This is a genomic window from Rhodoferax sp. RT4P68, from assembly GCF_056521305.1.
The window spans coordinates 689,537-703,920 of record NZ_JBWMBB010000001.1; the positions used below are offsets into that span (position 1 = coordinate 689,537).

Below are 14,384 nucleotides of genomic sequence, written 5' to 3' on the forward strand. Positions count from 1 at the left end.
ACGGTCGGCGAGGCGGACGCGTTCGTGCCGCGCCGCCGCTCAGCCGCCCGGGCGCGCCAGCAGCGTGGCCCGCACTTCCTTCTTCATCACCTTGCCGACCTTGGAGCGTGGCAGCTCGGGCCAGACCTCCACCTGCTTGGGCGCCTTCACGCTGCCCAGCCGCGCCTTGACGAAGGCCTGTGCGTCCTCGGGGCTCAGCGACTGGCCAGGTGCCAGCTGCAGCACCGCGACCACGCGCTCGCCCCACTTGTCGTCGGGCAAGCCGACGACGGCGCTGTCCTGGATGGCGGGGTGCTGCAGCAGCGCCTGTTCGACCTCGGCCGAATACACGTTGAAGCCGCCGCTGATGATCATGTCCTTGGCGCGGTCGACGATGAAGAGGTAGCCGTCTGGCGACAGTCGGCCGATGTCGCCGGTGTGGTGCCAGCCGTGCACGCCGGCCTCGGCCGTGGCCTCGGGGTTCTTGTAGTAACCCATCATGACAAGCGATCCGCGCACCACGATCTCGCCCACCTCGCCCGTGGGCAGCAGCCGGCCCCGGCCATCCATGATGCCGACCTGCACCAGCGGCCCGGGCCTGCCGGCCGAGGCCAGGCGCTCGCGCGCCACGGAGCCATCTGCATTGAAATGCTCGCGCGGCGCCATCATCGAGACCATCATCGGCGCCTCGGTCTGGCCGAACAGCTGGGCCATCACCGGGCCGATGCGCTGCAGCGCCTCCTCCAGCTTGGCGACCGACATCGGCGCAGCGCCATACCAGAAGCACTGCAGTGCATCGAGCCGCGTGCTGTCCAGTGCCGGGTGCTGCAGCAGCATGTAGATCAGCGTGGGCGGCAGAAAGGTGTGGGTCACGCGGTACTGCGCGAGCAGCACCAGGAAAGCGTCCAGATCGGGCTTGCCCATGATCACGATGCGCCCGCCCAGCGCCATGATCGGCAGGCACAGCACGCCGGCCGCGTGCGTGAGCGGCGCCAGCGCCAGGTAGGTGGGCCGACCCTCGAACGGGTAGCCCATCAGCGTCAACGCGGTCATGGTCTCCAGGTTGCGGCCAGACAGCATCACGCCCTTGGGCTGGCCCGTGGTGCCGCCGGTGCCGGGCAGCATGACCAGGTCTCCGGCGGGGCGCACGTGCAGCGGCGCGCTGCCCACGCCTTCGAGCCAGTCGGCCAGCGAGGGCGCAAAGTCCAGCCGCTGGTCGATGCAGACCAGCGCCTTCAGGCGCGGCAGCTCGGCACGCATGGCCTGCACCATGGGCGCGTAGTGGCTGTGGAACAGCAGGGCCACGCAGTCGAAGGACTGCAGCACGAAGCGGTTCTCGGCGATCTCGTTGCGTGGGTTGATCGGGCACCAGACGCCCGCCGCGCGCGAGATGCCGAACACGCAGCCGAAGGCCGTCGCGTCGTTGGACGACAGCACGGCCACCTTGTCACCCGGTGCGACGCCCGCACGCTGCAGGCCCCGGCCCACGCGGTGGCTCAGTTGCTGCACCTGCGCGTAGCTCCAGTCCTGCCCCTCCATCGTGAAGCAGGGCGCGTCGGCCCCCGACTGGGCGCCTTTGTCGAGGTAATCGACGAGCTGCATGGAGCACCTCAGACGTGGACCGTGCGTACCGGTGGCTGCACCAGGCCGAAGTGGTGCAGTGCCCCCAACAGCGCGTGGTGGCCAAAGGCCTGGCAGCCAGATGCAAAGCCGGTGCGCAGGGGCGGCTGCTGCAGCAGCCAGTGGGCGGCGAAGGCCTGCAGCAGCCCGGTCTGCTTGTAGTTGCAGTTGCCGTAGATCACGCAGTGCGCGCGGCCCAGCGGCCCGCTGGCGTGCACCGAATCGACCGACTTGTTGATGCGCGGGTTCTCGCGCGGCGGCATGGTGTTCATGACGCCGGCCGCAGTTTGCGCCAGCGCGGCGTAGCGGTCGTCGGCGTTCATGCCCTCGGTGGCCTTCAGCGCGGCTTCGACGATCTTGGGCACGCCCAGCATCAGCGGCTTGTTGAACACACCGCCCAGCACCTTTACGTTGGTCACGCGCGGGTCGCGCTTGAACCACACCGGGTGCGAGGTGCCGCCCCAGGGCAGGGCCAGCGCCATCTCGTGCTGGCCGGGAATCGCCAGCTGGTACAGGCCAGCGTCGGGCTGCCATTCCACGTACTGCTTGCCCTGCAGGTGAAAGGCCTTGCTGGTCGCCGCGTTGACCAGGATGGTCTGCGTCGACGCAATGGTCGGGCTGCCGCCCCAGAACACGGCGATGTCCAGCGTGTCCAGGCCCGGTGTTTCCAGGCACAGCTGGGCCGCGATTTCGCCCGTGGTGTACATCTGCGCGAGGCCTGGCGACAGCAGCAGGCCGGCCTTGGCGAACTTGGCGCCGTATTCCTGGTCAAGGGTGATCAGCCAGTCTTGCTCGCCGGTCGTGTCCGTGTAGTGGCAGCCGGCGGCCAGACAGGCCTGCACCACCTCGTGGCCAAACTTGGCGAACGGGCCCACGGTGTTGAGCACGACGGAGGCGCCCTGGAACAGCGCGGTCAGCGCCGCAGTGGTGTGCTCGACCTGCACGACCTCGTGGTCGGCCGTCTCGATGCCGGGCACGTGCGAGCGCATGGCGTCGATGAGCTTCTCGTGGCTGCGGCCCGCGGCGATGAACGGGATGCCGTATTCGCGCAGGTACTCGCAGACCAGGCGGCCGGTGTAGCCACTGGCGCCGTACACGATGACGGGCTTCTTGGTGGTGTTGCTCATGTGATTTCCTTCAGCGTGGACAAACGAGGGGTCAAGGTCGGGAGCGGCCCGCCAGGGCACCCGCGCAACTGGCTCTGCCAGGGCGCTGGGTGCGCCACCCTCCCGCAGGAGAGGGGGGAGCGGCGAAGCCGCCTGGGGGGTGGTGTCGGGCCTACATGCCCATGCCGCCATCGACCGGCAGGCCGATGCCGGTGATGAATCGCGCCGCGTCCGAACACAGGAAGACCACCGCGTCCGCCATGTCGGCCACCTCGCCCAGACGGCCCAGCGGCGTTTCGCCGACGATGGCACCCACGGCCGCGTCGATGCTGGGGAACAGCCCGGCGGCCACCACGTCGGCGGCCAGCTGCATGCCCATGGCGGTGGGCACCAGGCCGGGGTAGACGCAGTTCACGCGCACGCCATAGCCCAGCTTGCCGGACTCCATGGCGGCCACGCGGGTGGCGCGGTCCACCGCCGACTTGCTGGCCGAGTAGCCCGCAATCGCCGGGAACGCGATGGTCGCCGCGACGGACGCGATGTTGACGATGGCGCCGCCCTGGCCCGCCGCGCCGCCCGGCCGCATGGCGCGCAGCGCGTGCTTCATGCCCAGCAGCGTGCCGACCACGTTGACATCGAACATCTTGCGCAGATCGTCGGCCCGCACGTCGACCACCAGCGAGGTGATCTCGATGCCGGCGTTGTTGATGAGGATGTCGAAGCCGCCCAGCTCGGCGACGGTGGCGGCCACGGCGCGCTCCCAGTCGGCTTCTTGCGTAACGTCCATGCGCACGAAGCGGGCAGTGCCGCCCGAGGCGTTGATGGCCCCCGCCGCATCGCGGCCGGCGGCCTCCTGCAGGTCACCGAGCATCACCGCCGCACCGGCGTTGCTCAGCGCCTGCGCCATGCCGACGCCCAGGCCCTGGGCGCCGCCGGTCACCAGGGCGCGACGGCCCGCCAAGTTGTAGCTCGTCATCGTGTCTCCGTGTGGTTTGGACAGTTGTCAGAATAAAACTGGGCGAGTGGAGAGCGCACGGGGGTTTACACCGCCTGTGCTATCTTTGCCGTCACCATGCGCACTGCCTCCAAGCCTGTCGCCGAGAAGTTCGAGCAGCGCCGCGCCGAGCTCGGTGAGGCCACGCTGCAGACGCTGGCCACGCTGGGTTATGCGCGCACCAGTCTGCGCGAGATCGCCCAGAACTCGGCCTTCACGCACGGCGTGCTGCACTACTACTTCAGCGACAAGACCGACCTGATCCTGTGCAGCGTTCGCCAGTACAAGGCCCGCTGTGTCACACGCTATGACGACGTCGTGGCCGGGGCGCCTGACCACGCCACGCTGCTGCAGGGTTTCCTCGACGCGCTGGGCCAGACCTTGCGCGACGAGGCACCGCTGCACCGCCTGTGGTACGACCTGCGCGCGCAGGCCATGTTCGAAGAGGCCTTCCGCGCCGATGTGGTGGCCATCGACAAGAGCCTGGAGAAGATGATCTGGCGCGTGGTGGCGCGCCTGGCCGTGCTGGCCGGTGTGCGAGAGGGGTTGCCCACTTCGGCCCTGGCCTACGCCACCATCGACGGCGTGTTCCAGCAGGCGCTGCTGCGGCACCTGTCGGGCGACAAGAAGGCCATCGCCGCGATGAAGCGGGATGTGGGCGCGCTGTTGGGGCGGCTGCTGCCTGTCGCCCCGCCGGCTGCGACAGCCTGAGCCTTACCGCGGCGCCAGCGGCGCGTTCAGCAGCAGGTCAGTGCACCGGCGCGAGCGCCATGCGCCGCCAGGTCAGCCGGCGGTGCACGGTGATCGCGGTGATCGCGCTGCAGCCCGCCAGGTTGATGCACGAGATGACGCTCAACGCCACGTCGTGCACCACCAGCTGCGCATAGGCCAGCGCTGCCGCGTGCGAGAGCGCCCACGATCCCCAGGTCAGCAGCGAAATCGCGCGCGCACCGTCGCGCGCTGCCCAGACCGCGTGAATCTGCGGCAGGTAGGTGAAGATGCGCACGGCGTTGGTCAACAGGTACAGGTAGACGATCAGCTGCAGCGATGTGGGCAGTGCAGCCAGCGTCGACAGCGTGGGCGTTGGGTGCATGGTCATTCCCCCTGGTGGCTTGTGGCAAGCATGGCAATCTCCGAAGAGCGGATCGTTGGCCAGGATCTTGGTGGAGCAGGCTGCAGTTGTCCTACCTACTTCTCGGTAGGCCGTCCTCAAGCTGGTGGATGCTGAACGCCGTCCGAAGCGCGTGCGCTGCATGGTGATGCCGGGGGCCGGCGCGCTCCTAGAATCCGCCGATGGACGCCACCCGCATCATTGCCATTCGCCACGGCGAAACCGCCTGGAACGTGGACACCCGCATCCAGGGCCATCTGGACATTCCGCTGAACGACGTCGGCCGCTGGCAGGCCCGGCGCGTTGGCGCGGCGCTGGCGGGCGAGCCGATCGCCCGCGTCTACGCCAGCGACCTCGGCCGCGCGCACGAGACCGCTCGCGCCGTGGCCGACAACGCCGGCCTGCCGGTGGTGGCCGACCCTGGCCTGCGCGAGCGCGCGTTCGGCATCTTCGAAGGCCGCACCTTTGCCGAGATCGAGGCCGGCTGGCCCGAGCAGGCCGTGCTGTGGCGCAAGCGCGACCCGGCCTTCGAGCCCGAGGGCGGCGAATCGCTGCTGCGCTTTCGCGAACGCATCGTCAGTACGCTGCAGCGGCTGGCTGTGGGCCACGCCGGCGAGCAGATCGTGGTGGTCGGCCATGGCGGCGTGCTGGACGTGCTGTACCGCGCGGCCACCGGCCAGGAACTGCAGGCGCCTCGCACCTGGGCGCTCGGCAACGCGGCCATCAACCGCCTGCTGTGGACGCCCGACCGCCTGACGCTGGTGGGCTGGGCCGACACCGGCCACCTGGACGACAGCGCGCTGGACGAGGTGAGCGCGTGATGCCGGCCGCCGCCGTTGGCGACCCGGTCGACGCCATCGACACACCGGCCCTGGTCATCGACCTGGACGCCATGGACCGCAACATCGCCCGCATGGCGGCCTTTGCCCAGGCGCATGGGGTGCGCTGGCGGCCCCACGCCAAGATGCACAAGTGCGCCGCGCTGGCGCAGCGCCTGGTGGCAGCCGGCGCGGTCGGCGCCTGCGTGCAAAAGACCGCCGAGGCCGAAGCGCTGGCCGAACGCGGCGTGGCCGACCTGTACATCAGCAACGAAGTCATCGCACCGGCCAAGCTGGCGCGCGTGGCCACGCTGGCCCGCACGCTGCGCGCGCGCGGGGGCCGGCTGGCGATTGCCGTCGACCATGCCGAGGGCGTGGCCCGGCTGGCCCAGGCGCTGGCCGGTGAGCATGACGCCATCGACGTGTTCGTCGAGATCGACGTCGGCCAGGGCCGCTGCGGCGTGCCCCCGGGGCCGGCCGCAGCGGTGCTGGCCAAGCAGATCGCCGCGCAGCCGGCGCTGCGCTTCGCCGGCCTGCAGGCCTACCACGGCGGCGCGCAACACCTGCGCGGCGCCGCCGCCCGCCGCGACGCCATCGCCACCGTGCTGGCCAAGGTGCGCGCCACTCAGGCCGCCTGCAGCGCGGCCGGTGTGACGGTGCCGCTGGTCACCGGCGCCGGCACCGGCAGCATGGTGCACGAGGCCACCAGCGGCGTGTATGGCGAGCTGCAGAGCGGCTCGTTCCTGTTCATGGACGCTGACTACGGCGCCAACGAGGCCGACGCCGCGCAACCCGCGTTCGAGCATGCGCTGTTCCTCAAATCACAGGTCACCAGCGTCTGCGCCACGCATGCGGTGTGCGATGCCGGCCACAAGAGCCACGCCATCGATTCCGGCTTGCCGCTGGTACACCGGCCCGGCGGTGGCGCACCGTGGCGCTATGCCAATGGCGGCGATGAGCACGGCATCCTGCATGCCGATGGCGGCCAGGGCCTGCCGGCCTGGGGCCAGACGGTCTGGCTGATTCCCGGGCATTGCGACCCCACCGTCAACCTGCACGGCTGGATGGTGGGCGTGCGTGGTGGCCTGCAGGATGGGCGCGTGGCCGAGCTGCTGTGCGTGGATGCACGCGGGGCGCTGCGGTGAGTGGCCGGCGTCTGGCAGCGCCGGGCCGCGCCTGGGTGGGCGCGCTCGTGGGGACCATCGTGGGTGCGCTGTGCGCGCTGCCCGTGGCCGCCGCGTTAGCCGCCACGCTGCAGGTCGGCCCTGGCCAACCCTTCACCACCATCGCGCAGGCCGCGCGCGCGGCGCGTGATGGCGATGTGGTCGAGGTGCAGGCCGGCGAGTACCGGGCCGATGTGGCAGTCTGGACACAGCGCCGGCTGGAGATTCGGGCCGTGGGCGGCCGCGTGCGCCTCGTGGCCGACGGCGCCATCGCCGAGCGCAAGGCCATCTGGGTCGTGCGCGGGCAGGACATCCGCATCGAGGGTTTCGAATTCCGCGGCGCGCGTGCCGAGCCGCGCAATGGCGCCGGCATCCGCTTCGAGACCGGCCGTCTGCAGGTGGTCGACTGCGTGTTCGAGGACAACGAGAACGGCATCCTCAGCGCCAACGACCCGGCGAGCGAACTGGTCATCGAGCGCAGCCGCTTCCACGCCAACGGCGCCGGCGACGGCTACAGCCACAACCTGTATGTGGGCCGCATCGCCCGGCTGAGCGTGCGTGACAGCGTCCTCACCGATGTGCGCGTGGGCCACTTGCTCAAGAGCCGCGCCGCCGTCAACGAGATCCACGGCAACCGCCTGGACGGCGGGGCCGGCAGCGCCAGCTACGAGCTGGAGTTCCCGAACGGCGGCATCGCGCGCGTCAGCCACAACCAGTTGCGCCAGGGCCCGGCCACGCAGAACCCGATCATGGTGTCCTACGGCGCCGAGGGCTACCCCTGGCCGCGCAACGAGCTGGTGATGCAGGACAACACCCTCGTCGACGATCTGCCCAAGGGAGGCGAATACCTGCGCGTTGCGCCGGGTGACCGGCAGGTCGAACTGCGCGGCAACCGGCTGGAAGGGGCCAGTAGCACGCGGGCGCAGACGCTGGGCTACTGAACTTTGGTTTGAATTGGACGGCGTTTCAATTTAAGTCAGTCGGGATTTGAATCCAAATTGGTCGGTTTTGGATGTGCCGTCTTCGCCCGCTACTTGCGCGCCGCCACCAACGTCCGCAGCAACTGCCGATTCACTTCCTCGATCGACATCCCATGCGTCCGCGCCACGGTGCGCATGGTCTTGGTGTCGTCGCCTTCCAACGCGCGGGCCATCTGCAGCGCCGATGCATACGGCCCGCTGCGCTTGACGGCTGCGGCGTAGATGCGCTCGGACAATGGCAGGCGGTTCAGCAGCACGCCCAGCGGGTCGTGCAGCAGCAGGTCGAGTTCGGAGAACAGCCCGCAAAGATAGACCTCGCGGCGCAGGCTGTCTTCGGTTCCGGCGTCCAGCAGGTGCTCGGTCAGGCGCGCGCGGAACACCATCTGCGCTTTCACGGGGCGCAGGTTGGGGTCGGTGGCGGCGTGCGGCAGCTGCTCGGCCAGCCAGCGGCCGAGCGCGCCGTAGCCCAGCATCATCAGCCCGTGGCGCACCGAATCGATGCCGGTGCGCAGGCCCATCGAGGCCGAGTTCGTGTAGGCCAGAAAGCGGTAGGCCAGCACCGGCTCGTCGCGCACGACGGCTTCGATCTGCTCCATCGATTGGTCGGCGTCGACCGCCTTGGCGGCACGCACGATGATCTGGTGGTCTGGCGCCACGGGCTGCAGGCGGTGGCCGTGCAGCACGTCCTCATCGGGCCAGCCGACCAGGGCCAGCGCGTCCTGCTGGTCCAGGCAGTGTTCGGCCAGCGCGCGGCTGTGCACGCCTTCGTACAGCTGGCCGGCGACCACGGGGCTGACGCCAGGGCCGCCACTGGCCACCTGCAGCGCAGCGGCCACCGTATGCGGCTCCATGGTCATCAGGCGCAGGAAGAAGCACGCGCGCAGCGGCACAGACGCCCAGTCCTCCAGTGCGCCGCGCCACACCAGCTGCAGTCCGCGCGCATGCGCCAGCGGGACGCGAGCGGCGATGTCGGGCTCGCTCAGCCACTCGTTGCGCACCTCGACCCAGTAGTCGCCGGGCGGGGCATGGGCCAGCATGTCGGACAGCAGGCGCTTGTTGTGCATGGACAGCAGCAGCTGCGGCGTGGCCATCGAAGACAGCTCCTGCAGCGTCTGCACCAGGTGCACCGCGTCGATGGCGCCGCCCTGGGCGGCTTCGACGAAGAGCTGCACGGCGGCCAGCTCGCGCTGCTTGTTCCACAGCGGGCGGTAGCCCAGGGTGATGCTGCCAACGACCGATTGCGACATGTGTCCTCGCGCTGCACGCGCGGTGGGCGCGCTGTGCAGTACTAGTTGATGAAGTTGAACAGCGACAGCTTCTGGATGGATGCGTAGGTCTGCAATGCGGCCTGGTAGCTGGTCTGCTGGTTCTTGAAATCAGACAGGCCTTTGATCATATCCATGTCCTCTGCGCGCGATCGGTCGGCCTCGGACTGGATCGAGCGCTCCTCCTGCGTGCTGCTGATGCGGTCGGCCCGGTTCAGCAGGTCGCCGGCCTGGCCGCGCACGGCGCCGATGCGCTCCAGGCTGGTGTCCACCTGCGCCAGCGAGATCGACAGTTCGTGGTTGAACTGCGCATCGGTGCTGCTGGCGCCCACGGTGCTGCTGCCCGGCGCGAACATGCCGGCAATCGCGCGGTCCAGCACGCCGAAGATGCTGGGCCGGTCGTTCGGCAGGTTGGCATTCACCTCCAGCTGGTCGCCGACCGCCGGCACGCCCTTGACGACCATCGAGATGCCGCCCAGGGTGATGGTCTGGCCCGGCGTATAGGGCTGGCCCGTGGTCGCCAGGCCGGTGCTGTTGTTCAGCACGTCGTAGCTCGTCGCGCTGGTGAAGGTGACGGTGTAGTCCGTGCCCTCGGTGGCCATCAGGCCCGGGTCTTTGATCAGACCAACATCGGTGTACGCCTGGCCGGTGTTGCCGGCGCCCAGGCGCACGTTGAAGACGCCGTTGCTCTCGGGCACGTCCATCCAGGTGGCGCGGCCGTCCAGCGAGAACGGGATCGAGGTCTGCCCCGCAGCGGCCTGGCCGGGCAGGCCATTGAAGGCGTAGTCCGGGTCGGGCGCGACGCCGTCGGCGCTGATCTCGAACGGTGCCACCGTGCTGCCCAGGCCGTGGAACAAGGGCATGCCGTTGGCGTCCTTGCGGTTGGCCAGCGCGAACAGCTCGTCGCGCAGGCCAGTCAGCTGCTTGGCAATCGTCTCGCGCTCGGTCGCGCTGTTGACGCCGTTGCCCGACTGCACCAGCAGATCACGGAACTGCTGCAGCAGCGCCGTGCCCTCGCCCAGGGTGGATTCGCCCAGCGCGATGGCGCTCTTTTGCACCTCCAGTGCGCGCTGCTCCACGGTGATGCGGGCGATGCGCGTCTGCGCGCGCTCGGCCTGCGCAGCGGCGGTCGGGTCGTCGCTGGCCCGCGTCACGCGCTTGCCCTCGGTCAGCTTGGCCTGCAGGTCCGACAGATTGCTCTGGCGCGTCTGCAGTGTGCGCATCGCGTTGTCGTAGGTGTTGGCGGTGCCCAGGCGGGTGAAGGTGTTGGCCATGGTTCCCTCTCAATGATCGATTGAGCTGCGAGCCACCCGCAGCCCAATCAGCAGCGCGCCGACCACAGGCCCGGCCAGGGCACCCGCGGAACTGGCTCTGCCAGGCCGCTGGGTGTGCCCTCCTCGCGCAGCAGAGGGGGGAGCGGCGAAGCCGCTTGGGGGGTGGTTCATGTCTAGCGCGCGACGGTAGCGATCAGGCTGTCGAAGATGGTCTGCGCGACCTGGATCATCTTGGCAGAAGCCTGGTAGGCCTGCTGGTACTGGATGAGCTTGGCGGCCTCTTCGTCCAGGTTCACGCCGGAGACGCCGGTGCGCTGCGTCTCCAGGCTGTCGGCGATGGCCTTGGAAACATCGGCCGCGAACTGGGCGCTCTGCGCCCGCACACCCACCTGCGAGAGCAGCGCGGCGTAGCCGTCCGACAGCGGCGCGCCGTCGAACATGGCCAGGTCGCGCAGGTCCATCAGCGCCTGCGCGTTGCCGGCGTCCAGTGGCGCGAAGGCGGTGTTGATCGGCCCCACGGTCAGCGTGTCGCCGGGCTGGGGCGCGCCGCTCAGCTGCAGTGTCCACGCGGTAGGTAGGGCCGCGTCGTAGGTGAGCGCGCTGCCGGGGCTGTAGGGGTAGGTGGCGGCCCCGGTGTCCGAGCGCGTGTAGGTCGTGCCGTTGACGAAGCTGATGGTCACGGCGGCCGGCTGCGGCGTCACGCCGGCGCGCAGACTGGCCACCGCCAGGCCGCCGGTGTTGGAGGTGCCCATACTGGCCTGCACCGTGCTGGCGACGGCCAGGTCGCGCGGCGATGCGAACACCGTATGGATGCCATCGGCCGCCGTGCTGAACGGGCGCAACAGAAAGATATCGCCCGCGGCGGCCGCGCCGGTGATGTTCAGCGCCAGGCCGTCCACCGTCGGTGGCGGGCCGGCGGCCACAGTGGGGAAGGTGCCGTCCGACATGCGCTCCACCGTGAAGGTGGTCGGCGAGCTGAACACCACGCGGTAGTCCGACGCCTCCAGCTGCGGTGCCTGCGACGGATTCGCCACGCTCACGCCGACGGTGGCGCTGCCGGTGTTGGCCACCGCGCCGATGCCGTTGGGCATCTGCAGCGGGCTGAACAGATCGCCGCCGGGGTTGCCATCCAGGTCCAGCCCCAGCTGATGCTGGGCATTGACCACTGTCGTGATGGCCACCGCCATGCGGCCCAGCAGGTTGGTGGCCTCGACCAGGTCTTCGTTCTGGAAGCGCATCAGCCCGGACATCGAACCGCCGCCCAGCATGTCCTCGCGCAGCGGTACCACCGCATTGCCGTTGACCACCGTCAGCTGGCTGCGCGTCGGGTCCATCGGGTCGGCCCGCACTTCCATATTGATCGCGCGGGTGCCCAGCACGATGGGCTGGCTCTGCGCCACGAACACGCTGACGGTGCCGTCGTTGTTGTCCAGCGCCGTGGTCTGCACGTACTGGTTCAGGTCGCTGATCAGCTTGTCGCGCTTGTCCAGCAGATCGTTGGGCGACTGGCCCGAGCCGCGCGCCTGCTGGATCTGGCTGTTGACCTCGGCGATGCTGGTGGTCAGCGCGTTGACTGCATCCACGCTGTTCTCCAGCGCCTCGGTCAGGCCCTTCTGCAGGTTGCCCAACTGCGTGGCCGAATCGTTGAAGCGTGCCGCCGTCTCCGAGGCCCGCGTCAACACCACGGTGCGGGCGGTCAGGTCGGTCGGCGCGGTGGCCACGTCGGTGAAGGCGTTCAGCATCTCGTTGACCGCAGCACCCAGCCCGGTGGTGCCGCTGCCGAACACGTCTTCGAGTTGCAGCAGCTTCTCGGCACGCGCCACGTCCTGCGCCGAGACCGATTTGGACAGCGCGGCCTGCCGCGTGAGGTAGGCGTCGTACACGCGCTCGATGGCCACCGCGTCCACGCCCTTGCCGATGTAGCCGCTGCCGCTGAACTGCCCCTCCACCGTGGCCAGCCGCACCACCTGGCGCGAATAGCCCACGGTGCTGGCATTGGCAATGTTGTGGCCAGCCGTCTGCAGCGCCACCTCGTTGGCCAGCAGCGCGCGCGTGCCGACATTGAGGATGTTGCTCATGCCGTGAGCGCCCGCTGCACCTGCAGCGTGCTGTTGATCACGCGGCTCAGCTTGCCGGCGTAGTCCGGGTCGGTGGCATAGCCGGCGCGCTTGAGCTCGGTGGCAAAAGCCAGCGGCGAGGCGGTCTGCGTGCGCACCTTCTCGTAGCGCGGGCTGTTGTTGATGAGCTTGGCGTAGTCGCGGAACGACTCTTCGTACGAATCGTAGGCGCGGAACTTGGCCTTCATCTTGCGCGCCTCGCCGTTCACGTACTCGGTGGTCGTCACCTCAGCCACCTTGCCTGTCCACCCCGCGCCGGCCTTGATGCCGAACAGGTTGAACGAGGTGCTGCCATCGCCATGCTTGATCTCGCGCTTGCCCCAGCCGGTTTCGTGCGCGGCCTGGCCGATCATGAAACTGGCGGGGATGCCGCTTTGCTGCTCGATGCGGGCCGCCGCGTCCTGGTGCTGCTGCACGAAGCCGGTCTTGCCCGTGCCGCTGCCGGCACGCGAGACCTTCTCGACGCTGGCAGGCGGCACGCGCGTGTTGTCCATGCCCACGGTTTGGCGCGCCAGCTGGCGCTCGATCGCGGCGGACAGCCCCCCCTGCAGGCCCGACATCGAGACCGAGAGTTGCTGGTCCAGCAGGTCGCTGCTGATCTGGGTCTGGTTGCTGTCCAGCATGCCGGACTTCATCGTCGCCTCGCGCATGCTCTTGATCAGCTCGCGCATGAACAGCGATTCGAGCTGCTTGGCCGCTTCCTTGATGGCCCCGGCGCCGTCCTTGTTGGCCGAGGCTTTCAGCGCGTCCAGCGAGCGCGCGTCAGCGGCCAGGCCGTTCGAGTTGGTGGCAAGGGGCGAGAGCGACATCTAGATCACCTCCAACTCTGCGTTGAGTGCGCCTGCGGCCTTGATCGCCTGCAGGATGGCCAACAGATCCTGCGGCGTGGCGCCCAGCGCGTTCAGTGCGCGCACCACGTCAGACAGCTGCGACGAGGCCGGCATCGACAGCAGCTTGCCGGGCTCCTGCGTGACCTTGATGTCCGCCTGCTCCGTCACCACCGTCTGCCCCTGCGAGAGCGGAGCCGGCTGGCTGATGACCGGCGTGCTGGCGATGCTGATCGACAGGTTGCCGTGCGCAATGGCGCAGGCCCCCAGCGTCACGGCTTGGTTCAGCACGATGGAGCCGGTGCGTGCGTTGATGACCACGCGCGCCGCGGGCATGACCTTCTCGATCTGCAGCTCCTGCAACTCGGCGATGAAGTTGACGCGGGCGTTGGGGTTGTTCGGCGCGCGCACCTGCACCGTGCGGCCGTCCAGCGCCTGCGCCAGGCCCGTGCCCAGCCGGTCATTGATGGCGGCGGCCACGCGGCGCGCGGTCTGGAAGTCCGATTCGTCCAGCCCCAGCGTGACGTAGTCGCCGTCCTGCAGTGGCGAGGGCACGCTGCGCTCGACCTGCGCGCCGCCGGGAATGCGGCCGGCCGACAGGTGGTTGATCTGCACCTTGCTGCCACCAGCGGCAGCGCCGGCGCCGGCCACCACCAGGCTGCCCTGGGCCAGCGCGTAGATCTCGCCATCGGCACCGCGCAGCGGCGTGGCGATCAGCGTGCCGCCCTTGATCGACTTGGCGTTGCCCATGGAGGCCACCGTCACGTCGATCACCTGGCCGGGCTGCGCGAACGCCGGCAGCTGCGCCGTCACCAGCACCGCCGCCACGTTCTTCAGCTGCAACTGCGAGGCGGCGGCCGCCGGCAGGCTGATGCCCTGCTGCTGCAGGTAGTTCGACAGACTCTGCGTGGTGTAGGGCATCTGCGTGGTCTGGTCGCCGGTGCCGTCCAGGCCCACCACCAGGCCATAGCCGGTCAACTGGTTGCTGCGCACGCCCTGGACGGACGCCAGCTCCTTGATGCGCGCGGCCTGCGCCGGCAGCGCCAGCAGCGACAGCGCCGCGAGCAGCGGGAGGAGAAAGCGCAGGGCGTTGGGCATGGCGGCAGTCAGGGGGGGTGGGGGAAGCTGCG

Annotated in this window: 13 protein-coding genes; 4 read left to right on the forward strand and 9 right to left on the reverse strand. The window is 69.4% G+C overall.

Going from position 1 to position 14,384, the window contains the following annotated elements; all coding sequences use genetic code 11:
- Nucleotides 1-39 precede the first annotated feature (39 nt).
- The 3 genes from AC099J_RS03165 to AC099J_RS03175 all read right to left on the reverse strand — a co-directional run bounded on the left by AC099J_RS03165 (nt 40) and on the right by AC099J_RS03175 (nt 3,681).
- On the reverse strand, nt 40-1,581 hold the full coding sequence (locus tag AC099J_RS03165; protein ID WP_479613739.1) for an AMP-binding protein: 1,542 nt from the start codon (nt 1,579-1,581) through the stop codon (nt 40-42).
- Nucleotides 1,582-1,589: 8 nt separating this feature from the next.
- Nucleotides 1,590-2,726, reverse strand: coding sequence for a DUF5938 domain-containing protein (locus AC099J_RS03170; protein WP_479613740.1), 1,137 nt, complete (start codon nt 2,724-2,726; stop codon nt 1,590-1,592).
- 151 nt (nt 2,727-2,877) lie between these two features.
- Nucleotides 2,878-3,681, reverse strand: coding sequence for an SDR family NAD(P)-dependent oxidoreductase (locus AC099J_RS03175; protein ID WP_479613741.1), 804 nt, complete (start codon nt 3,679-3,681; stop codon nt 2,878-2,880).
- Between the two features lie 96 nt (nt 3,682-3,777).
- Between AC099J_RS03175 and AC099J_RS03180 the strand changes: the two genes are divergently transcribed.
- Nucleotides 3,778-4,410: a TetR/AcrR family transcriptional regulator gene (locus tag AC099J_RS03180; protein WP_479613742.1), complete on the forward strand. Its 633-nt coding sequence runs from the start codon at nt 3,778-3,780 to the stop codon at nt 4,408-4,410.
- A 37-nt stretch (nt 4,411-4,447) separates the two neighbouring features.
- Here the strand turns inward: AC099J_RS03180 and AC099J_RS03185 are convergent, their stop codons facing one another.
- A complete protein-coding gene (locus AC099J_RS03185; protein WP_479613743.1) occupies nt 4,448-4,792 on the reverse strand; it encodes a hypothetical protein in 345 nt (114 codons plus the stop codon).
- A gap of 200 nt (nt 4,793-4,992) precedes the next feature.
- Between AC099J_RS03185 and AC099J_RS03190 the strand changes: the two genes are divergently transcribed.
- Genes AC099J_RS03190 through AC099J_RS03200 form a run of 3 tightly spaced genes read left to right on the forward strand, consistent with a single transcriptional unit; the run spans nt 4,993 to nt 7,732 of the window.
- Entirely contained in the window at nt 4,993-5,631 is a 639-nt protein-coding gene (locus AC099J_RS03190) for a histidine phosphatase family protein (protein ID WP_479613744.1), read from the forward strand.
- On the forward strand, nt 5,631-6,773 hold the full coding sequence (locus AC099J_RS03195) for a DSD1 family PLP-dependent enzyme (protein ID WP_479613745.1): 1,143 nt from the start codon (nt 5,631-5,633) through the stop codon (nt 6,771-6,773). The genes AC099J_RS03190 and AC099J_RS03195 overlap by 1 nt, the downstream gene beginning before the upstream one ends.
- On the forward strand, nt 6,770-7,732 hold the full coding sequence (locus AC099J_RS03200) for a right-handed parallel beta-helix repeat-containing protein (protein WP_479613746.1): 963 nt from the start codon (nt 6,770-6,772) through the stop codon (nt 7,730-7,732). Before AC099J_RS03195 ends, AC099J_RS03200 begins: the two co-directional genes overlap by 4 nt.
- Nucleotides 7,733-7,821: 89 nt before the next feature.
- Here AC099J_RS03200 and AC099J_RS03205 read toward each other — a convergent pair whose 3' ends face one another.
- The 5 genes from AC099J_RS03205 to AC099J_RS03225 all read right to left on the reverse strand — a co-directional run bounded on the left by AC099J_RS03205 (nt 7,822) and on the right by AC099J_RS03225 (nt 14,352).
- Complete coding sequence (locus AC099J_RS03205; RefSeq protein WP_479613747.1) at nt 7,822-9,018, reverse strand: HDOD domain-containing protein; 1,197 nt, start codon at nt 9,016-9,018, stop codon at nt 7,822-7,824.
- 41 nt (nt 9,019-9,059) lie between these two features.
- Nucleotides 9,060-10,310: a flagellar hook-associated protein FlgL gene (flgL, locus tag AC099J_RS03210; RefSeq protein ID WP_479613748.1), complete on the reverse strand. Its 1,251-nt coding sequence runs from the start codon at nt 10,308-10,310 to the stop codon at nt 9,060-9,062.
- Nucleotides 10,311-10,483: 173 nt separating this feature from the next.
- Nucleotides 10,484-12,388, reverse strand: a complete 1,905-nt coding sequence (gene flgK, locus AC099J_RS03215; RefSeq protein ID WP_479613749.1) for a flagellar hook-associated protein FlgK — start codon at nt 12,386-12,388, stop codon at nt 10,484-10,486.
- Nucleotides 12,385-13,236: a flagellar assembly peptidoglycan hydrolase FlgJ gene (gene flgJ, locus AC099J_RS03220; RefSeq protein ID WP_479613750.1), complete on the reverse strand. Its 852-nt coding sequence runs from the start codon at nt 13,234-13,236 to the stop codon at nt 12,385-12,387. Before flgJ ends, flgK begins: the two co-directional genes overlap by 4 nt.
- Nucleotides 13,237-14,352, reverse strand: a complete 1,116-nt coding sequence (locus AC099J_RS03225) for a flagellar basal body P-ring protein FlgI (RefSeq protein ID WP_479613751.1) — start codon at nt 14,350-14,352, stop codon at nt 13,237-13,239.
- Nucleotides 14,353-14,384 lie beyond the last annotated feature (32 nt).

Excerpts from the sequence above, each read along its gene's own strand:
- AC099J_RS03165 (WP_479613739.1), bottom strand. The coding sequence starts at position 1,581 with ATGCAGCTCGTCGATTACCTCGACAAAGGCGCCCAGTCGGGGGCCGAC.
- AC099J_RS03170 (WP_479613740.1), bottom strand. The coding sequence starts at position 2,726 with ATGAGCAACACCACCAAGAAGCCCGTCATCGTGTACGGCGCCAGTGGC.
- AC099J_RS03175 (WP_479613741.1), bottom strand. The coding sequence starts at position 3,681 with ATGACGAGCTACAACTTGGCGGGCCGTCGCGCCCTGGTGACCGGCGGC.
- AC099J_RS03180 (WP_479613742.1), top strand. The coding sequence starts at position 3,778 with ATGCGCACTGCCTCCAAGCCTGTCGCCGAGAAGTTCGAGCAGCGCCGC.
- AC099J_RS03185 (WP_479613743.1), bottom strand. The coding sequence starts at position 4,792 with ATGCACCCAACGCCCACGCTGTCGACGCTGGCTGCACTGCCCACATCG.
- AC099J_RS03190 (WP_479613744.1), top strand. The coding sequence starts at position 4,993 with ATGGACGCCACCCGCATCATTGCCATTCGCCACGGCGAAACCGCCTGG.
- AC099J_RS03195 (WP_479613745.1), top strand. The coding sequence starts at position 5,631 with ATGCCGGCCGCCGCCGTTGGCGACCCGGTCGACGCCATCGACACACCG.
- AC099J_RS03205 (WP_479613747.1), bottom strand. The coding sequence starts at position 9,018 with ATGTCGCAATCGGTCGTTGGCAGCATCACCCTGGGCTACCGCCCGCTG.
- flgL (WP_479613748.1), bottom strand. The coding sequence starts at position 10,310 with ATGGCCAACACCTTCACCCGCCTGGGCACCGCCAACACCTACGACAAC.
- flgK (WP_479613749.1), bottom strand. The coding sequence starts at position 12,388 with ATGAGCAACATCCTCAATGTCGGCACGCGCGCGCTGCTGGCCAACGAG.
- flgJ (WP_479613750.1), bottom strand. The coding sequence starts at position 13,236 with ATGTCGCTCTCGCCCCTTGCCACCAACTCGAACGGCCTGGCCGCTGAC.
- AC099J_RS03225 (WP_479613751.1), bottom strand. The coding sequence starts at position 14,352 with ATGCCCAACGCCCTGCGCTTTCTCCTCCCGCTGCTCGCGGCGCTGTCG.